The organism is Micromonospora sp. NPDC003241, from assembly GCF_053589795.1.
This window is the reverse complement of record NZ_JBSFSO010000003.1, coordinates 283431-303117: the sequence shown is the minus strand read 5'-3', so window position 1 is coordinate 303117 and position 19687 is coordinate 283431. Positions and strand designations below refer to the sequence as shown.

Here is a 19687-nt window from a genome sequence, read left to right as displayed (position 1 = left end):
GGGGTGGCCGTGGTTCAGGTTCCGCAACGGGTTCGTCCCGCGCACGGGCCGATTCTGCCGACGGCGGCCAGCGAGCGCAAGGTCACCAATCGGGCTGCCGATAACCGACAACCCGGCTGAGTCGATCTTCAGTGGTCCAGCGTGGACGGCATGACTGGAACACCAGTTCGGAGCCGTCAGTCGTGATCGACTAAGCGGCCGTTGCCAAATGTCCACGACAACAGGCAGCATGGCTGTTCGGCGAGAGGCCCGCCGGCAATTGGGTGACGCCGCGACCTCTCCTGCCGTTCCGGGGTGAGGGCAACGGAGGTGACCTGTGCAGTCTGAAGTGGTCCGCTACCAGGTCGATGACCAGACCGTCGCACTGATCGAGGTCGAACCGCCGGCAGGTTTCCAGCCCGCCGGGTTCGGCGATGTCGCCGGCTGGGTGCGGGAATCGGCCGCCCCTGCGGTCGCCGCCGCGAAGGAACTGCTGGAACAGGTGAAATCCGTCGCGCCCGACTCGGTCGAAGTCCGGTTCGGGATCAAAGCGACCGGAACGGCGAACTGGGTGGTGGCGAAGGCGACCGGAGAGGCGAACTTCGAAGTCACCCTCGCCTGGCACGCGCACGACAATCCGGATCGCGGCGTCGGTCTGCGGCCCTGACGAACGGGCGACCCGTGACCACAGCCCCTGACGGCAGCCCCTGGGTCGCTGCCCTCCATCGCGGCGCGAACCAGCACCTCCCGGTCGGCACCGGCATCGTCATCGACACGAACCTCGTCCTCACCTGTCACCACGTGGCGTTCGCCGCCGACGGCACCCTTCACCACGACCTGCACGTCGCCTTCCCGCTCGCCCCCAAGGTCACGTACTTCGACCGGCGCAAGGTCAGGCAGTGCCTGCACAACGGCAGGCAGACCGCCCACGTCGACCTGGTCCTGCTCGAACTCGTCGAGCCGGTGCCGCCCACCGTCGCCCCCGCACGGCTGCGCTGCCTGGAACCCAAGCCTCTGATGGATCGCCCCTTCTGGGCGTTCGGATTCCCGGCACAGATCATCGGCGGCACCTCGGCCACCGGCTCCGTGACCGACACCGGCGGATACGGCCACGTCATGATCGACAGCGGTGCCGGTGGAGCGTTGCAGAAGGGGTTCAGCGGCGCCGCCGTCTGGTCTCCGGAGTACCAGGCGGTGATCGGCGTCGTCGTCTCCGCCGACGGCAAGGGCCGGGGACAGGCGGTGACGCTCCACTACGCCGACGAACAGATACCCGAGATGAAGCTTGGGACGCTGTCGGCCTGGCGGATCGAGGACACCGACGACACCGCGCTCTCCGCCTGGGGCTGGGCGCTCAGCGGCGACGGCGAAGCCGGCCGGCACTGGCTACCCCGCGCCCGGGGAGTGGCGGTCGACACCGAGGGCGGCACCCGCTTCCGGGGACGGAGCACCGCCCTCCGTCGCATCGTCGATTGGATCGACGGTGCGACGCCGGTCACCGGTCCGCTCATCGTCACCGGGTCACCCGGCGTCGGCAAGTCCGCGGTGCTGGGACGGGTCGTCACCACCGCCGACCGACAGATCCGCGCCACGCTTCCCGCCGACGACGTCGCCGTCACCGCCACGGTCGGCTCCGTCTCGTGCGCGGTGCACGTCAAGGGCAAGACCGCCGACGAGGTGGCGACCGAGATCGCCCGCGCGGTCGCCGTCGACCTGCCGGCCGCGCCCGCCGACCTGGTGCCGGCGGTACGCCGACGACTGGAGCGCCGGACCGTCCCCTTCGCTCTGGTCGTCGACGCGCTCGACGAGGCCGTGGACCCCGGCCACGCGCGCCAGATCATCGACGAGATCCTGCTGCCGATGGCACAGGAGTGCGGCCGGTACGGGGCCCGGGTCGTGGTCGGCACCCGCCGCTCCGACGACCGTGGTGACCTCATCGCCTGCTTCGGCGACCAGGCCGAGTTGATCGACCTGGACACCTCCGAGTATTTCGCCGAGTCCGATCTCGTCAACTACGCCGAGGCGACGTTGCAACTCCTCGGTGCTGAGAGGCCCGCCAACCCGTACGCCCCACCCGGTGCCGCCGCACCACTCGCCCATCGCATCGCGACCCTGGCCAAGGGGAACTTCCTCGTCGCCGGTCTCGTCGCACGGGCGCACGCGTTACGCGACATCGACGCGGTCGATCCGGCCACCGTGTCGTTCACGGCGACCGTGGCGAACGCGTTGGACGCGTACCTCGCGGGTCTGCCGGCTGCGGGTTCGACCTCGGCCCGGCTGGCTCTCACCGCACTGGCGTACGCCGAGACCCCGGGGCTGCCGCTCGCCCTGTGGCAGACGGCGGTGACGGCGTTGGGCGGTGGGGTCACGGAGGCGCAACTGCTCGCCTTCGCCCGCACCTCGGCGGCGAACTTCCTGGTCGAGACGGGTGGCGGGGCGCAGCCCGCGTACCGGCTGTTCCACCAGGCCCTCAACGACGCGTTGCTGGCCGAGCGCGACGCGCGCGACGCACGACGCGAGGACCAACGCCGACTGGTCTCCGCGTGGGTCGACCGGGCCGCCGCCGACGGCTGGGACCGCGCCCCCGACTACCTCCTCCGGTCGCTGCCACAACACGCCGCGCGGGCCGGACTCGTGGACCGGTTGCTCGTCGACGAGGGCTACCTGCTCCACGCGCACCTGGATCGCCTGCTCACCGTGGTCGACACGGAACAACTCCCGACGGCCCCACTGCCGCAGGCCCGAGCCCGCCTGCTGCAACGCACCCCGCTGGCGGTCGCGGCGGAACCGGCCGAACGGGCCGCGCTCTTCTCGGTCGTCGATCGCCTCGACGGTCTGCGCAGCGGGATCACGGCGGAACAGGCCCCTTACCAGGCGCAGTGGGCGCACACACCGCCCCGCCAGGAACGCAGTGTGTTGGACGGCCACTCGCAGGCCGTCTACGACGTCGCCGCCATCGAGATCGACAACCGGCGGCTCCTCGCTTCCGTCGGTGACGACGGCACCCTCCGGCTCTGGGATCCCCTGACCAACCAGGTCGAGTCGGTCTTCACCTGCCACGACGACACGGTCCGTGGGGTGTGCGCCGTCCGCACCGGTGCCGGCGAGGTGCTGATCGCTACCGCCGGCCACGACGGCACGGTAGGGCTCTGGGAACCACGGTCCGGCCACCGTCGGCACGAGCTGCGCGGGCACGACGACTGGGTACGCAACATCTGCGCCATTCCACTGCCGACGGGTGACCTGCTCGCCTCCGCTGGCGACGACCGGACCGTCCGCGTGTGGGACCCGGTGAGCGGTACACAGCGGTACGAGTTGACCGGCCACGCCGGCTGGGTGACGGCGGTGACGTACGTGCCAGCCGCCGGCCGCCACCTGCTCGCCTCGACCGGCTACGACGGCGTGATCCGGATCTGGGAGCCGACCGTCGACGACCGGCCGACTCTAACCCTCACCGGTCACGTCGGCTGGGTCACCACTCTCTATGCGGTCCGGACACCCGACGGCACGCTGCTCGCCTCGGCCGGATACGACGGCACGGTCCGCCTCTGGGATCCGCTTACCGGCCGGCAGGTGCAGGTCCTTGAGACCGGCGGGCCGCTCACCGACCTCTGCACGGTCGAGGTCGACGGGGGGCTCCTGCTGGTGTCCACCGGCGAGGACGGACTCATCCGGCTGTGGGAGGTGCCGACCTGGGCCAGCCGCCCCAGCCTGCGGGGACACGCGAACTGGGTCCGCGCGGTGTGCGAGCTGCGCACGGCGAAGGACCGGATGCTCGCCACCGCCGGAGACGACGGCACCGTACGGCTGTGGGATCCGGCGGGCGGCCAGCCGGACACGGTCGCCGATCAGGACCGGTTCGGCCCGGTCGCCGCCCTCTGCCCGGTGCCCGGCACGCAGGGGGTCCTGGTCGCCTCGGGTGGTGTCGACGGCCGGGTACGTGTCTGGAACGCCGGCACCGGCGAGCGGGTGCGGGAGTTCACCACGTCGGGCGGGCCGGTCAACGCCATGTGCGCGATCGCGGACGACGAGGAGCCGCTCATCTTCACGGCTCAGGACGACGCCACCGTCGGGTCGTGGGGCTCCCGGGACGATCTGCCGGTGCACGAGATGAGCGAACACCACGCCCCCGTCGCGGCGGTCTGCCCACTCGTGGTCAACGGCGAGACGGTGATCGCCTCGGCCGGCGACGACCAGGCCATCCGGCTGTGGCATCCGCACACCGGCTCGGTGCGCGGGGTCCTGCTCGGACACGTCACACGGGCCTGGGTGACGGCCCTGACCACGGTGACCTGGCCCGGTATCGAGGCACTCGCCTCGGCGGACAAGAGCGGCACCGTGATGCTCTGGGCCGGCGGCGACACCCCGATCTGGACCCGACAGGGTCACCAGGACGCGGTGACCGCGCTCTGCGCCGTCCCGGTGGCCGGCCGCCCGATGCTCGTCTCCGCCAGCGCGGACGACTCGATCCGGATGTGGGACGCCGAGTGGGGCGAGCCGGTGCGGTGGTTCACTGGGCACACCGCAGCCGTCACCGGCCTGAGCGTCGTCCGGATCGGCGGTCGTGACCTGCTCGCCTCGACCAGCAGGGACCGCACGGTGCGGATCTGGGACCCGGCCACGGGTCGACTGGTGCGCACCATCCCCGTCTATCACCCGGCGCTCGCCTGCTGCACCGTGGAGGACACGCTGCTGGTGGGGCTGGATCAGGGACTGCTCGCGCTGGCCGTCACCGGATGACGCCCGATCGGGCTGGTGGGACTCGTGGAGGCCCTTGCACACCCCTGTTGGGAGGCGAAGCGCCTGCTCGACATGGCCCGAAAGTGGCCATCACGGGACGAAGACCCCCGATAAGACCGGCAGAATCACCTCAGGCGGCGGGGACCAACTGCTCCAGGTTCCGCCAGTCCTTGGCTGCCCAGTCCATCAACTGGCGCACACGCTCCTTGCCCTCCTCGATCACGACATCGATGAAGCACTCACACTTCGCCAGATCCCGGCCGTTGATCATGCATACCGCGATGCCCGCGATCTGCATACCTCTCGACACCGCTACGAGCTGCTGATCCCATGGCAGCGGTATCCGCTTGGCGATCTCCTTACCGAAGACCCTGACCACGCGGGGCGTGCTAAGCCACTCCAGCAGGAAGCCCACCAGGTCGCCGACCCGGTCATGGAGCCAGTCCTTGCCATCCAGGGCGGCACGGGCGAGACGAGCAAGCCCCTTGCAGTTCCGCCCCGACCAGTCGACCGTCAGCCGGTTCCAGACACCGTCCCCCGCGTATCTGGCTGCCTGAGCCGCTGCAGCATCGACCGCTCCAACCGCCAACGTAGCCTCGAAGTAGTCGACAGCTTCGGCCACCAGGGCATCCCGCGCTGCGGGTGAGAGCCTGCGACGCGGCCGAGCCGACACCCTGACCGGATGCGGTGGACTTGCCGCTCGTCGAGTTCGCGCCGGCGATTTTGGCTTGGCCTTCTTGGGAGACTGCTTGGCGTACTCGGCCAAGCGCCCGCGCAGCGGCACTTCCGGCCTACCGACATGCTGTGGACACCTCTGACCGATACGGCTGACCGGACGTTGGCAGGCGCGCCCATCCTCGTCACGCGGTCCCCGGCATTTGATCCTCTGCTTGCGCGGCCTCTGAGCCATAGCCGAACGTAAACAGGCCAACACAAAGCACGACAGCCGCCGATCATGTCGGATCTAGGACACGCCGTCCGCCGAGATTCTCCGACGTTCGGTTTGCAACCGACCTACAAGGTACGCCCGGCTGGATTCGGACCTGCGACCTTGGGATTAAAAAGAGCGAAAACCTACGTTTCAGGCGTTACCAGCGGTGACCAGATCGGCCGCCTGACCAAGAGAATCGGCAGGGCCGAACGCTCCTGACCACGGTCGGCTACAGCCGACACAGGTGGGGCGGGTTGGGACCGGCAAGCCGAACAGGTCCGTCTCCAACTTGTTCCGCACGGGCGGTCGGCAAGCCCGAACCACCGGTTCATGGGTCAAGCGGTGGCGATTGAGGCGGCTCCGTGAACATGTGGGCTTCCCCTGTACGAGCCCCACGAGTAGCGTCACGTTGCTACGCGTGTCATTTGAGGAGCGACCTTCGCGAGAGGAGCCACATGGCCAAGGGCAAGCACAGCGAATTCGAACGGGTTCCCCTCCCGGATTGGTTCTCTCCGAGCGGCGAGAAGATGTGGCTACTTCTCTACAAGGAGAAGTCCCGAATCAAGGTCACCGGATACAACATCGATATGCGAGTGACCGAAGTGCAGAGTCGCCGCGGCACCAACCAGTCCTTCGGCGGGGCTCACGTTGTAATCGATGTTTCCGCCCAGTCAGGTACGGCGAAGTCGACCGGCGACGAAGATCAACAGTTTTAGCGATCGTTCGCGGGGTCGCCCAACGTTCACCCGGACGGGCGACCCCGCACTCAACGCCTCCAGCCATACCAGCGCAACTGGCGGTCAATCTGCCAACGGGCGTACGCCCTGAGACCTTGCTCCCTGCGTACCTGCGCTGCCGTCTTCCTCACCCACGGACGATGAGACCGACGCGTATACTGCTCGTGGTCCACGGAGTGAACGAGGATTCCCCGGATTCCGGAAGTCCATTTTGCCATTTCCTTGCGTATCTTCTCGGCTTCCCGGACTAGCTCGGGAAGCCCCTTGGGACCAACGGCGGACTGGTCGTAAGTGCCAAGGTCGAGTGGATATGGCGGATCTGTGTAGGGCTTACCTTCGGCGTCCTCGTACTCGAGCGTGACCGTGTACTCCATTGGAAACTCTTCCCTCTTGGCATACCGATCTGGGAAGGAGTCAAAGAGAAAGCTGATCGTGCGGCCGGGTGCGATCATCGGTGTCGGCTCACGGAAAACCCGAGATTCTCCAACAGCCGAGTTGGGAAAGGTCGACACTAAGGGACGGTCGAACTTGATGCGCACATCGCGAGCCATGGTCGCCCCGATATTCCTAATCGTGAGGTAGATCGCAAAACCACGGAACTCGAAGTCCACAATGACATAAGGGCGCGACTTCTGCTGCTCAACTCCCCGAATGTGGATGAGTTGCGCAAGTGCAATCCCGCCGCCGACCACCACGGTGAGGAACGTGCCTACGGCCGACCACTCCGCCGGCCCCCAGGAGGAAAAGTCCACGGCCTCTGTCAGCTTCCCGTTACCGCGCCCGAGACAATGCCAACGAACAGATCTCGACCTACCCCACCAACATACGCGGCCGTCTTGCGTAAAGCGCTCCTTTGCTCCGGATCAGCCTCACGATCGGCGGCTAGGCGGAGCGCGTCGATGAGCTGATCTACCCGGTTCTCTGGCTTAGGCCAAGCCCCAACCGTTCGCAGGGCATGTCCGGTAGGGAGGAGGATCCGATCGATATCGTTGAGCCCGCCGAAGCCCCTCGTAACCGAATGACCGAAGAACGGCGGCTGCTCGGTGGCGAGTGCCCGAAGAGCAAGGTCGACATCCCGTCGGTCCATGTCGATCTTCTTGGCAATCGCGCCGGGGGCAATCGATGTGATCCCTTCCTCGGTCAGCTCAACGATGGCTCGCAGCACAGGTAGGTCGCGTCCCTCCCACGTCGGATTCACCATGGCCGACACTTTAGCCAGACGGTGCGACACGTCAGGTGTTGCTCGCGCACGAACCGCCGGATTCGGAGCCGTCTAACTTACCGGCGAGCGGCCCTGACTGTTGTCTACGCGTCACCGATCTGCCGACTGATTACGGCTGCGGTCACGTCCACCGCCACGTCGCGCCCAGCCGACCCGAGCCAGCCTGCGGTCTTCCGCAGCCACCCGCGCTTCTCCTCATCCGGCTCACGGTCGGCCGCAAGTTGGAGGATCTGGATCATCTCGTTCAGCCTAACCTCGGCGCTTGGCCACTGGCGGATCGCGCGCCGGGCGTGGCCGGTTGGCTGCCACACGCGTTCGTATCCGCCCTCGAACCGGTGGACTGCCTTGACAAAGAACGGTGGATCCTCAGCCAGCAGGCCCTTCAACGCCGCCTGTATCGCCTCATCGTCCAAGCCGAGCCGCTCGGCGATGTCCACCTCCGATGCCGTCCCGTTCTGCTCATCACACAGTTCAACAGCTGCCCGGAGCACGGGCAGGTGCTGCTCGGTCCATGTCGGATGGCTCATGACTCACTACGGTAAGCGGGCTGTGCGACAGGCTCGGAGGCATCGAGTTCCGCTTGGTCCGGTGGGACCTGCACCGCTGCTACCTGCTGCCAACGGCGCGCTTGGTCATCCCAGAGTGCCACTTGACCTTCTGCCCGGAGGATGTCCGGGACCTGCTGCATCGCCTGGCGCAACCCCTCATCGCTGTTAGCCGTGATCTTGACCTGGGTGGTCTTGGTCTTTGGACGTTTCTCTCGGCGGGCCGCGACGGCATTGGCGCACCCGCACCTCTTGATCAACGAGACGTCCCGACGCCAGGGGCGATGCCCGGGGGCTCAGGATTCCCAGACCTTCACCATCTGCAATCAGACGCCTACTCCTTGACGCCATCCATGCCTGCCCTCAGGATGGCCACGTCGCAACATCCCGCAACCGGCAGGACAGGGAGTGGACCATGCGCCTAACGTTGATCGGTAAGGATCCGGAGTCGAACCCGACAGGCTCGCCCACGGTGTACCGCACCGACCGGGAGAGCTGGGTGGTGCAGGGTTGGGTGGTGTCGGATCTGGCGGTGTTGGCACAGATGAGCATCCCGGAGGGTGAGTCCTGCGTGGAGATCCCGGACCGGATGCTCCAGTTCTTCAGGCAGGGGGATCGTGACCTCGATCAGTGAGGGCGAGTTCGCGCGGCTGCTGGTGAGCTTCGAGCGTGATGCCATCCACCTGGAGACTCGCGACGCCTACGGCACGGCGGTCGAATTGCCCTACATGGCCAAGTGGGCCGCCGGCGAGCCAGACGACCTGACGTGGTTGGAGGGCTGGTGCGAGAGCCTGCGCGAGCATGTCAAGGCAGGTCGGTCGGTGCGCCGGGCGCGTATCGTCTCTGAGCCGCTGAGCGACTATCAGCGCTGGTCGTACAGCATTGCGCAGCCCATGGTGGACGCTGGCGAGGACATTCGCTGGGTGCCGCGTCGGCTGGTGTCGTCGCTGGGGTTGCCGGGCAACGACTACTACCTGTTCGACGATCGGTTGGCGGTCTTCCTGATCTACGCGGGCAACGGCCTGGCTGTGGATCGGGTGGTGTCCACTGACCCGGCTGACCTACGGTTGTGCCGGTCGGCGTTCGAGGCCGTTTGGCAGTTGGCCATCCCGCACCGTGACTACCAACCCGTCTAGCGCTGCCCGCCAGGGCCAGGAGGCACTCGGCGTCCGTCTCCGTGAGCTGCGCAAGGAAGCGGGGCTCACGGGGCGGGCGCTGGCTGCCTTGACCAGCCAGCACTTCACCCGGGTCAGCAAGATCGAGCATGGCGTCCAGCCGCCGACCGACAAGGACATCCGGGCCTGGTGCCACGCCTGCAACGCCGAAGACCAGATTCCCGATCTGACCGCCACGCTTCGGGCGGTGGAGTCGGCGTACCTGGAGTTTCGGCGGCAGAGCCGGGCGGGCATGAAGCGGGTGCTCGGCGCGCACACCCTGGCCCTGTACGAGCAGACGTCGGTGTTCCGGATCTACGAGCACAACGCCATCCCCGGGCTGTTCCAGACCGCCGACTACACGGCGGCGATGCTGTCGTTCTGGATCGACTTCCTGGAGACGCCCAACGACCTGGACGAGGCCGTCGCGGTGCGGATGGAGCGTCAACGAGTCCTCTACCAGCGCGGCAAGCGGTTCGTGGTGGTGCTGGAGGAACAGGCGCTGCGGACCTGGTTCGGGGACGCCGACACCCAGGCCGGGCAGCTGGACCGGCTGCTCGCGGTGATGTCCCTGCCCAACGTCTCGGTGGGCATCATCCCCCTGATGACCGAACGGCCAGCGGTCGCGTCCACCGGCTTCTGGATCTTCGACAACCTGCTGGTCGCCCTGGAGACGCCCACGGCGAGCATCGAGGTCACCCGGCCGCACGAGATTGAGCTGTACGCCCGGATGTTCGACCACCTCCAGGTGTCGGCCGTGTACGGGCCAGAGGCGCGGGCGCTGATCGGCCGCACGATCGATCAACTTGTCGAGTAGCGTCGCAATATTTCGCAACACCATGGACGCCGCTCACGGCTCGCTCATACCGTCATTGCGGAACTTCGGTAAGACGGACGCCGGGAGCGAAAGGCGGCCGTTGCAGTGGATCCGGCGACGACGCAAGCCGGAAGCCAACTGGTAACGGACGAACGGCCTACCACTCGCCTGGCCATGACGAATCAACGTCTGTCCGTTCGGTGACGAGGTTCCCTTGAGGCTGCCGGACGGCCCGCGGCAACGGTGTCCGTCCGGCAGCCACCCTCAAGCAGGCGAAGGGTGACCCGAGATGACGCTTGGTGCTCTGATCAGCGCCGTACTACTGGGATTCCTGGCAGGACTGTTCAGCTTCAAGGTCAAAGAGCGGTGGTGCCCGGAGTGTGGCGCATCCACCCTACGAAAGGCGCCGGCCGATGCCCGCACGGAGCAGGATGCCGCCGCGAGAGCGGCAGTTGCACCAGTTCTTCAGGTCGATGACCGTAAGCGATAGGCCCGACAGACGACTCCAGTGCTCACCCATGCCACCGGCGCTACCGACTCCCAACCCCGGCGATATGCTCCAAATCGGCGATTCAGCCAGCGTCCAACTTGCGGGCGACCGGGGATTTCAGTTCAGGGTGATCAAGGTCTGTCCGAGACCGACCTACTGGGGTTGGTTGTGGCTCACGGGATACGTGCTTGATGACAAGGGCGAGCGAAAGAGCGGCGGGAGATATACGTACAGCAGGAGGGCCTACGGCAGACCTGACGCCACTGCTATCCGTTGCAATCAGCAGATCGGCGATCTTCAGCCTGCTGATCCGGCAGGCCAAGATGAATGGTGGGCGATACTGGGTTTGAACCAGTGACCTCTTCCGTGTCAAGGAAGCGCGCTCCCACTGCGCCAATCGCCCGTGGAGACCGCCGACACCCGAGGGTGCGGGCAGGCTGCGAGCGGACGACGGGATTCGAACCCGCGACCCTCACCTTGGCAAGGTGATGCGCTACCAGCTGCGCTACGTCCGCGTGCCCCGCGAAGTGCCGGGGACGGGCCAACTCTACCCGATGACAAGATCGCTCGACCGGCCACCCCGCTTCCCGACGTGATTGTGCCGGTCACCGTCGGGGTACAGACCCTCACGACAGCACACCGCGCCCCTGGAAGAAGGAGGCTGTCATGGGTATCGGAACCAGTGTTTTCCTGCTCGCGCTCGGCGCGATCCTCGCCTTCGCGGTCAACGCCAGCATCGGTGGTCTCGACCTGGACGTCGTCGGCTGGATCCTGATGGCCGCCGGCGTACTCGGCCTGATCATGACGACCCTGGTCTGGGGCCGCCGCCGCCAGGTGGTCACCACCGAGCAGCCGGCGGAGTACCGCCGGGTCGAGGAGCGTCGGGACGTCGCGCCGCCGCTGTGAGCGGCATACGACGGTCGGGTCGGCGGCCGAGGGAGCTGATCGGTCGCCGAGGAAACGACGATGGCGGCCACCGTGACCGGTGGCCGCCATCGTCGTTCGTGCTAGCTCGGCCTGGTCCGGTTCAGGATGCCGTTCAGGTAGAGCCCCTCCTGGCAGGTCCGGGGCGTGGCGGCGCCGACCGGGGTGCCGGGTTGCCGGCACTCGATGGTGAGGGTCACCTGCGCTCCGGCCGGTACCCGGATCGGGGTGACCGAGTGGTAGTCCTGGTTACGGAAGTTCTCCAGGCCGTAGGTGACCACCCGCACGTCGTTGGCGGTGATGGTCAACGTGCCGGTGTCTCCCTGCGGGTTGTCGACCAGGAAGTCCGTGAGCAGGAGGACCCGGTTGCGGGGGACCGTGTAGCTGCGGGACGCCGTGCTGCCGGGGTTGGTCCGCAGCGTCAGCGCGGTGGCGAACTGTCCACCGCCGGTGGCGGCCGCCGGGGTCGGCGACGGGCTCGCCGGCGGGGCGACCGGGTTCTCGGCCCGGTCCTGCGCCACGGCCTCCCGGGCCGCCTGGCCGGCGGCCTCGTTCGCGGACGCCTCCATCTGGGTCGCGGCCTGCGCCACCCGCTCGTCGGCGGCCTCCTGGGCGGCCGACTGCACCGCCGGGCGCAGCAGGCCGAACCATAGCGCCAGCAGGAGCAGCAGCAACGCCAACAGCAACGCCAACAGTTTGAGCAGCCACCCGGACAGGACGGGCTGCTGCACCAGAGTGCCGTCCAGGGTGATCGCGCGCCCGTCCCGGTCGGTCAGCAGGGCCCGGAACGGCAGGTGACGCGGTGTGCCGCGCCAGAGCAGCCGCCGGGTCCGTACGCGGAGTCCGGCCTGGTACTGCTCACCCGCGGCCAGGATCATCGCCGGCGGGCGGGCCGTGAAGCGCAGTTGCTCCGCCCCGTCGGTCGCGGTGACGGTCAACTCCTCGCCGATGTTGCCGCCGTTGACGACGGCGAGGCGGTAGCGGGCAGTGAGCCGGGCCCGCCGCACCTGCGGCCGGAGTTCGGCGCCCACCTCGGAGAAGGGCGCGATGGTCAGCACGCCTTCCTCGACCGTCGCGGTCTCCGGCGCCTCCGACGGGACCACCCGCACCCCGTACGGCAGGTCCCCGGCGCGGACCTCGGAGGACCGGGGCGGACGGACGGTGAGCACGACGGTCTGGCTGGCGCCGGGATAGAGGGACACCCGGGGCGGATCGAACGTCACCCACGCGTCGGGCACGCCGACGATGGTGAGGTCGTACGCTTCGACGACGTCACCCGAGTTGCGGATCGTCACCGGTATGTCGACGCTTTCTCCCGGCACGACCACCGTCGGGGTGTCCACCAGACCCAACGAGACGCTCATGTCCGCCCACGCTAGGCGGGTGGCGACGCCTGGCGACCGTCCGGCGGGGAACCGGCACGGGCAGAACAGTTGCCCGTTAGGTCCACGTTAGGTGCACGCGAAGTCACGCCGGTCATGCTCTGCGTACCGGCGCGGCACCCGCCGTGCCGCGCCGTCCGGACCGGACGAACGGGTCCGGGCGTCGAGGTGTGGGGAGGCTGAAGATGCAGCGTGTCACGGTGAGCGTTCACGCGGAGGACCCGATCTCGCGGTCGGGGGTGGAGAGCCAACTGCGTGCCCGACCGGACCTGTGGGTGATCGAGCCGGGCCGGGAGACGCCGGAGACCGTCTCGCTGGTGGTCGTCGACGTCCTCGACGAGTCGGCCATCCGGCTGCTGCGCCGCCTGCACCGGACCGGCCCGGCCAAACTGGTGCTGGTGCCGGCCCGGATCGACGACGCCGGGTTGTCCCAGGCGGTGGAGCACGGCGTGGTGGGGCTGGTCCGCCGCACCGAGGCGAGCGCGGAACGGCTCAGTCACATCGTGCTGGCCGTGGCCCGTGGTGAGGGCGCGCTCCCGGCGGACCTGCTGGGTCGGCTGATGGCCCAGATGGGGCGGTTGCAGCGGCAGGTCCTCGAACCACGCGGCCTCACCCTGCTCGGGCTGAGCACCCGGGAGGTGGACGTGCTGCGGCTGGTCGCGGACGGGCTCGACACCCGGGAGATCGCCAGCAAGCTGTCGTACTCGGAGCGGACCGTGAAGAACGTGCTGCACGACGTCACCAGTCGACTGCAACTGCGCAACCGGGCGCACGCCGTGGCGTACGCGCTGCGCAACGGCCTGATCTGAGGCGTGTTTGCCTGAACGGGCGGAGCCGGATGCCCCCTCGGGTGCCCGGCAGGCCGAGGCGGTCGGACGCCGGAGCACCGGAGGATGACGGTGGCCATCCCGTACGACGTACGCCTCGCGAGGTCCACGTGCGACGCATGATCGGATTCCCTGTCGTCCTGGCCGTGCTGCTCGTCGCCGCGCCGCCACCCACCACAGGGGTCGCCGTCGCCGCGCCCGCACCGGCCCCGACCGCGCCACCCGCACCGGCGCCGAACGACGATCTGAGCCAGCGGATCGCGTACGCCGGCACCGGGCACCGCAGCCTCGGTGTCGTCACGGGCGCGGGCTCCTCGGCGACGGCGGCGCCGTTCTTCGGCACCGGCCCGGTCCACTTCGACGACGAGGTGTCGGCCCGGGGGTCGGCGGTGACCTGGGTGGGCCGACGCGACGAGCGCACCACCGAGGTCTATCTGCGGCGCGGCACGGGCCCGGTGCAGCGGGTCACCCGGAACTCGACCGACGAGTCCCGGCCGGTCCTCTCCCCCGACGGCAGCCGGATCGCGTACAGCTCGGCCGCCGGTCGGGCCGACGGCGCGCACGACGTCTTCGTGGTCGACGTCGCGACCGGCGACAGCCGACGGGTCACCGACGGCACCGGCGACAACAGGTGGCCGACCTGGTCGCCGGAGGGCACGACGCTGGCCTTCGCCGGCCTGCGTGGCGACGCCACGCTCCCCCAGGTCTATCGGATCTCCGCCGACGGCGGTCCGGTCGCCCAGGTCACCACCGAGCCGACCGGGGCCGCCGAGCCGGCCTGGGACCCGAACCCGGCGCACGGACGCCTCGCCTACACGGTCGGGCCGGCCGAACCGGCTCCCGAGGTGTGGTTGATCGCCCCGGACGGCACCGCACGGACCCAGATGCTGCCCGGCGGCTGGCAGGCCCGCCAGCCGGCGTGGACGGCCGACGGGGCGACCGTGGCGTTCGTCAGCCGGACGCTGCCCGACGGCGGCACGACCGGAGATGTGGACCGGCTCTACTCGGTGCTGGTGCAGGAGGACGTGTGCCAGTGCGTGGTGGTGCAACGGCTCAACGAGAATCGCGACGTCAGCCATCCCACCTGGTATTCCGCGCCCGGCAGCGACACCGAGTCGCTGCTGGTCGGCCGGACCAGCGCCCTCGACCGGACCACTGCCACCCTCCAGGACATCCGGCCCGACGGGGTGGACCCGCGGGACCTGGGTGTGTCGGTGCTGCGCGAGGACCCGGGGGCACTCGACGACTCCATGCTGCTCTGGGAGCCGGTGGACGGTGATCCGTGGTTCGAGCGGCAGGCGTACTCGCCGGACGGGCGACAGATCGCGGTCACCCGGTTCGAGACGGTCGACGGCGTACGGACCGAACGGTTGTGGATCGTGGACGCCGACGGGGGTCGGCCCCGGCTGCTGCCGATCGCCGGGCGGGGCAGCGGCGACCGGGAGACCGACCCGGCGTGGTCGCCCGACGGCACCCGGCTGGCCCTGGTCCGCAACTCGCCGGGCGACGGGCCGGGAGGGCGCACCCCGTCCCGGATCGAGGTGGTCGACGCCGTCGACGGGGAGCTCCTACTGGACCTGCCGGTCCCGGCCCCGCTGGCCGGACTCGACGACACCCAGCCGGCCTGGTCGCCCGACGGCACCCAGCTCGCCTTCACCCGGGGCACCTACCGGGGTGAGGTGTCGACCCACATCTGGACCGCCAACGCCGGCAACGGCCTGGAGCAGACCGACCTGACCGAGACGATCTGCGGCATCGGCTGCCCGGTCGTCGACGACAGCGCCGCGTTCTCCCCGGACGGCACCCAACTGGCCTTCAACCGGGAGGCCGACGGCGTGGTCCTGCTCGACCTCGACGACGGCGACTGCCGCCTGCTGCTGCCCGCCGGTGGCGGGTCGTGCGCCCTGCCGGTGCCCGATCGCGAGGACGCCCCGCACCAGCCCCGCGACGTGGCCTGGTCGCCGGACGGCCAGCGGCTCGCCTTCTCGGCCCGCCGCGCCGAGGGCAACAACTCGCCCGAGGCACTGTGGAGCTACGACCTCGCCGCCGGCACCGTCGGCCCGCTGACCGGGCACCTGCCCGGACGGCAGAAGGAGCCGAGCTGGCAGCGCCGCGTGGACGTCGCCACCAGCGTGTCGGCGCCCGCGCCCACCACCACGGTCGGCGGGCGGACCTCGCTGCGGTTCGCCGTCACCGACCAGGGGCCGACCGCCGCCGACGACGTCCAGGGCACCCTCCGCGTACCGGCCGGGCTGTCGGTGACCGGCCTCGACACGTCGGCCGGTGAATGCGTGCTCGCCACCCTGCGCTGCGCGCTGGGCCGCCTGGAGGTGGGACGTACCGTCGAGGTCCGGGTCGACCTGGTGGGCGACGCTGCCGGCAGCTTCGAGGTGGGCTGGTCGGTCGAGACCAGCCCGACCGACGCGGACCCGTCGGACAACGCCACGGTGACTACCGTCCGGGTCGTACCCGCACCGCCGGACAGCCCGGCCGACCCGACGATCACCGTCTCGGTCGACCCGCAGCCGGGCTACGTCGGCGGCGTCGTCACCGTCCGATACACGGTGCGCAACGCGGGCGGGACCACCGCGACCGGCCTGCGGGTCCGCGCCGGCCTGCCCGACGGGGTACCGGCCGGCGGGCTCCTGCCCGACTGCCGCGACGACGGCTGCCCGGTGCCGGACCTCGCCCCCGGCGCCGCCGCCACGGTGGGCGGCACGCTCGCCCCCGGCGCGGCCCTCGACACGACCGTCCGGGGCACCGTCTCCACCACCGGCGGCAACGCCGACCCGGACAACGACACCGCCACCGCGCGGTTGCGGGTGCTCCAGCCGCGTATCGAGGCGGTGCCGGGGATCGGACCGCCCGGCTTCGTCGCCACGATCCGGGGCTTCGACTTCCCACCTCGCCAACCGGTGCGCCTGGCCTGGGACGTCGGCATCACCGCGACCGCCGCACCGGTACGTCCGGCCGCCGACGGCACCTTCACCGGCCAGGTGCTGGTGCTGCCGAAGGACCGGCTGGGCGAACGCCGGGCGGTGGCCACCGGCACCGGGTTCCGCCCGGTGAACACCCCGTTCCTGGTGGTGCTGCCGGCCCAGCAACCGCCCGGACTGCTGCGCCGCAGTTGGTGACGACGATGGGAGCGGGCGCGTGATACACGAGATCGACGAGGCCCTGCGCGGGCTGGTCGCCACCGAGGCGCTGACGGGTACCGGGGTGGAGGTGTCGTTCGACGCACCCACCCGGGACTGGGCGACCCGCCGCAACGCACCGACGGTGAACCTGTTCCTCTACGACATCCGCGAGGACCGGTCCCGGTACTTCCAGGGGCGGGTCGCCGAGCGGGACGACACCGGCCAGACGGTGGCCTGGCACGACTCCCCGCACTTCTTCGCGCTCTCCTATCTGGTCACCGCGTGGACCAACCGACCCACCGACGAGCACCGCCTGCTCGCCACCCTGTTGGCCGGTCTGATCCGCTACGACGAGGTGCCGACCGAGCGGCTGACCGGATCGCTGGCCGCGCTCGGCCTGGCCGTACCGCTGTCGGTCGCCGCGCCGCCCGGCGAGGGACGTGCCCTGGCCGACGTCTGGACCGCGCTCGGGGGCGAGCTCAAACCATCGCTGGACCTGGTGGTCACCGCCCCGGTCTCGACCCGCCGGTCGCCGGCCGCCCCGCCGGTGCGGGAGCGGACCGTCCAGGTCGGCGACGTCGCCGGGGCGCGGGTGAGTCGGCGTACGCACACGATGGCGAACCCCCGCCGGGACGGCGACGGTCGGTTCCCCGGGCCGGGCGGTCTGCGGTGAGCGAGGCGGACGACACGGCGTACCTGTCGGAGCGGCTCGGGCTGCTCGCCGCGCGGGTAGGCCGCGCGGTGACCGAGCGCCGCCGGGACGACCCCGACCCGGACGACGCCTTCCGTGGGCTGTACGTGTCGGCCGACCACGCCGAACGCCTGGCTGTCGCCCCTACCCGAGCTGCCGCAACCGTCGGGGTGCCGAGTAAGGAGGGGTCCCCTGCTATACACGAGGCGTTAGCAGGGGACCCCTCCTTACATCCCGACGGACACGAGCCGCGACTGCTCCGGTTGGCCCGCCGGTTCGGACTCAGCGCGCTGGACGTGGACTTCCTGCTGGTCGCGTTGCTGCCCGACGTCGAGGCCCGGTACGAGAAGCTCTACGGCTACCTCAACGACGACGTCAGCCGGCGTCGCGCCACCATCGGGTTGGCCCTGGAGCTGTGCGGGTTGCCCGCCTCGGCGGTCGCCGGCCGGTCCCGGTTCGCCGCCTCCGCACCCCTGGTCGGCGGCGGGCTGCTGCTGGTCGAGCAGCCGGACCAGCCGTACCTGTCCCGGTCGCTGCGGGTGCCCGACCGGGTGGCCGGGTACCTGCTCGGCGACGACACCGTCGACGCCCGGCTCACCGAGCTGGCCTGGCCCGTCGGGGACGACACGGCCCCGCCGCCGGACACCGCGTACCGCCTCGGCGCGGCGGTACGCGCCGGAGTGCGCCGGGCCTACCTGCGGGAACAGCCCGGCGCCGTCGCCGACGACCTGGGGGTCGCGGCGCTGCTCTCGGCCGGTTGGGCGGTGCTCCGGCTCGACCTGGACGCGTTGGCCGCCGAGCCGGCCCCGGCCGACGTGCTGGCCGTGGTGGTGCGGGAGGCTCGGCTGCGCGGTGCCGGCCTGGTCGCCGGTCCGGTCCAGGCACTCGACCCGATCGGCGTGCCGGCACATGCCCGGCTGCTGCGTCGGGTCACCGACCAGCCGGTGCCGGTGCTGCTCACCGGGACGGTCGAGTGGGATCCGCACTGGAGTCGGCAGGCGCCGCTGCTGGTCACCGCCACGCCGCTGGACGAGCAGGGCCGGGCCCGGCTGTGGCGCACGGCGGGCGCGGCGCGGGCCTCCGACCGGCCCGAGGGCTGGACCGACGGCGTGGACCCGGCGCGGGAGCTGGCGGCGTACCTGCTCGGCCCGGACCAGATCCGGCGGGCCGCGCAGGCCGCCGACCAACTCGCGCTCTTCGCGGGCGCGGACCGGGTGGACGCCAACCACCTGCGCGCGGGGGTACGCGGACAGAACGCCGGTGGCCTGGCCCGGCTGTCCCGGCGGATCGAACCCGGCGTCGGCTGGGCTGATCTGGTGCTCCCCGACCAGGTGCACGACCAGTTGCGGGAGCTGGCCCTGCGGGTGCGGTACCGGGACCGGGTACTCGGCCGGTGGCGGATGCGTCCCGGTGGCGGGCGGGGGCGCGGGGTGCTGGCGCTGTTCGCCGGTGACTCGGGCACCGGCAAGACCATGTCGGCGGAGGTGGTCGCCGCCGACCTCGGTCTGGACCTGTACGTCGTGGACCTGTCCACGGTGGTGGACAAGTACGTCGGTCAGACGGAGAAGAACCTGGAACGGATCTTCACCGAGGCGGCTGGTGTCAACGGGCTGCTGCTGTTCGACGAGGCGGACGCCATCTTCGGCAAGCGGTCGGAGGTCAAGGACGCCCGCGACCGGTACGCCAACCTGGAGAGCGCCTACCTGCTGCAACGGATGGAGTCCTTCGACGGCGTCGCGGTGCTCACCACGAACCTGCGCGCCAACCTGGACGAGGCGTTCACCCGGCGGCTCGACCTGATCGTCGACTTCGCCATGCCGGACGTGGCGCAGCGGCGGGCGCTCTGGGACCGCTGCCTCGGCACCGAACTGCCCCGCGACCCCGACCTGGACCTGGACTTCTGCGCCCGCAGCTTCGAGCTGGCCGGCGGCAGCATCCGGGCCTGCGTGGTGACCGCCGCCTACCTGGCGGCGCAGGCCGGCCGGCCGGTACGGATGGCGGACCTGGTCGGTGCGGTGCAGCGGGAGTACCGCAAGCTCGGCCGGCTGCTGCTGGAGAGCGAGTTCGGCGTGCACCAACCACGCGGGGATCCCGCGCGGGTCCACTGACGA

At 70.0% G+C, this 19687-nt stretch carries 16 protein-coding genes and 2 tRNA genes; 11 read left to right on the top strand and 7 right to left on the bottom strand.

From position 1 onward, the window contains the following. Window positions 1-316: 316 nt before the first annotated feature. Complete coding sequence (locus ACWDVW_RS04690; protein WP_449944792.1) at window positions 317-646, top strand: CU044_2847 family protein; 330 nt, start codon at window positions 317-319, stop codon at window positions 644-646. Window positions 647-660: 14 nt separating this feature from the next. Further along, a complete protein-coding gene (locus ACWDVW_RS04685; protein WP_449944790.1) occupies window positions 661-4719 on the top strand; it encodes a trypsin-like peptidase domain-containing protein in 4059 nt (1352 codons plus the stop codon). Window positions 4720-4849: 130 nt separating this feature from the next. Here the strand turns inward: ACWDVW_RS04685 and ACWDVW_RS04680 are convergent, their stop codons facing one another. Continuing rightward, a complete protein-coding gene (locus ACWDVW_RS04680) occupies window positions 4850-5341 on the bottom strand; it encodes a hypothetical protein (protein ID WP_449944788.1) in 492 nt (163 codons plus the stop codon). 764 nt (window positions 5342-6105) lie between these two features. Here ACWDVW_RS04680 and ACWDVW_RS04675 point away from each other — a divergent pair. Further along, window positions 6106-6366: a hypothetical protein gene (locus tag ACWDVW_RS04675; protein ID WP_449944785.1), complete on the top strand. Its 261-nt coding sequence runs from the start codon at window positions 6106-6108 to the stop codon at window positions 6364-6366. Window positions 6367-6416: 50 nt separating this feature from the next. Here the strand turns inward: ACWDVW_RS04675 and ACWDVW_RS04670 are convergent, their stop codons facing one another. The 3 genes from ACWDVW_RS04670 to ACWDVW_RS04660 form a co-directional block, all read right to left on the bottom strand. Then, window positions 6417-7139 carry a hypothetical protein gene (locus ACWDVW_RS04670; protein ID WP_449944782.1) on the bottom strand — a complete coding sequence of 241 codons (723 nt, stop codon included), beginning with the start codon at window positions 7137-7139 and terminating at the stop codon, window positions 6417-6419. A gap of 8 nt (window positions 7140-7147) precedes the next feature. Beyond that, window positions 7148-7588 carry a hypothetical protein gene (locus ACWDVW_RS04665; protein WP_449944779.1) on the bottom strand — a complete coding sequence of 147 codons (441 nt, stop codon included), beginning with the start codon at window positions 7586-7588 and terminating at the stop codon, window positions 7148-7150. A 104-nt stretch (window positions 7589-7692) separates the two neighbouring features. After that, the gene (locus ACWDVW_RS04660) at window positions 7693-8136 is read right to left on the bottom strand and encodes a hypothetical protein (protein WP_449944777.1); all 444 of its coding nucleotides are present in this window, start codon (window positions 8134-8136) and stop codon (window positions 7693-7695) included. Window positions 8137-8569: 433 nt separating this feature from the next. Here ACWDVW_RS04660 and ACWDVW_RS04655 point away from each other — a divergent pair, with 433 nt between their 5' ends. Genes ACWDVW_RS04655 through ACWDVW_RS04645 form a run of 3 tightly spaced genes read left to right on the top strand, consistent with a single transcriptional unit; the run spans window position 8570 to window position 10125 of the window. Continuing rightward, complete coding sequence (locus ACWDVW_RS04655; protein WP_449944775.1) at window positions 8570-8788, top strand: hypothetical protein; 219 nt, start codon at window positions 8570-8572, stop codon at window positions 8786-8788. Beyond that, on the top strand, window positions 8772-9290 hold the full coding sequence (locus tag ACWDVW_RS04650) for a DUF6879 family protein (RefSeq protein WP_449944772.1): 519 nt from the start codon (window positions 8772-8774) through the stop codon (window positions 9288-9290). Before ACWDVW_RS04655 ends, ACWDVW_RS04650 begins: the two co-directional genes overlap by 17 nt. Beyond that, on the top strand, window positions 9271-10125 hold the full coding sequence (locus tag ACWDVW_RS04645; protein WP_449944770.1) for a helix-turn-helix domain-containing protein: 855 nt from the start codon (window positions 9271-9273) through the stop codon (window positions 10123-10125). Before ACWDVW_RS04650 ends, ACWDVW_RS04645 begins: the two co-directional genes overlap by 20 nt. Window positions 10126-10943: 818 nt before the next feature. Here ACWDVW_RS04645 and ACWDVW_RS04640 read toward each other — a convergent pair. Together ACWDVW_RS04640 and ACWDVW_RS04635 are read right to left on the bottom strand one after the other, a co-directional pair. Further along, a tRNA-Val gene (locus ACWDVW_RS04640) sits at window positions 10944-11018 on the bottom strand. Between the two features lie 39 nt (window positions 11019-11057). Continuing rightward, a tRNA-Gly gene (locus tag ACWDVW_RS04635) sits at window positions 11058-11130 on the bottom strand. Window positions 11131-11281: 151 nt separating this feature from the next. Here ACWDVW_RS04635 and ACWDVW_RS04630 point away from each other — a divergent pair. Then, on the top strand, window positions 11282-11521 hold the full coding sequence (locus ACWDVW_RS04630; RefSeq protein ID WP_396691481.1) for a DUF6458 family protein: 240 nt from the start codon (window positions 11282-11284) through the stop codon (window positions 11519-11521). A gap of 101 nt (window positions 11522-11622) precedes the next feature. On the opposite strand, the gene ACWDVW_RS04625 is transcribed toward ACWDVW_RS04630, so the two are convergent. Then, window positions 11623-12903 (bottom strand): COG1470 family protein, encoded by a 1281-nt coding sequence (locus ACWDVW_RS04625; protein WP_449944765.1) that lies wholly within the window; start codon window positions 12901-12903, stop codon window positions 11623-11625. Between the two features lie 218 nt (window positions 12904-13121). Between ACWDVW_RS04625 and ACWDVW_RS04620 the strand changes: the two genes are divergently transcribed. The 4 genes from ACWDVW_RS04620 (at window position 13122) to ACWDVW_RS04605 (ending at window position 19684) form a co-directional block, all read left to right on the top strand. Continuing rightward, the gene (locus tag ACWDVW_RS04620; protein WP_449944762.1) at window positions 13122-13730 is read left to right on the top strand and encodes a response regulator transcription factor; all 609 of its coding nucleotides are present in this window, start codon (window positions 13122-13124) and stop codon (window positions 13728-13730) included. A gap of 137 nt (window positions 13731-13867) precedes the next feature. Continuing rightward, window positions 13868-16882, top strand: coding sequence for a hypothetical protein (locus ACWDVW_RS04615; protein ID WP_449944759.1), 3015 nt, complete (start codon window positions 13868-13870; stop codon window positions 16880-16882). Between the two features lie 19 nt (window positions 16883-16901). Further along, window positions 16902-17558: a DUF4255 domain-containing protein gene (locus ACWDVW_RS04610; RefSeq protein WP_449944757.1), complete on the top strand. Its 657-nt coding sequence runs from the start codon at window positions 16902-16904 to the stop codon at window positions 17556-17558. Beyond that, window positions 17555-19684, top strand: coding sequence for an ATP-binding protein (locus ACWDVW_RS04605; RefSeq protein ID WP_449944754.1), 2130 nt, complete (start codon window positions 17555-17557; stop codon window positions 19682-19684). The genes ACWDVW_RS04610 and ACWDVW_RS04605 overlap by 4 nt, the downstream gene beginning before the upstream one ends. Window positions 19685-19687: the final 3 nt, after the last annotated feature.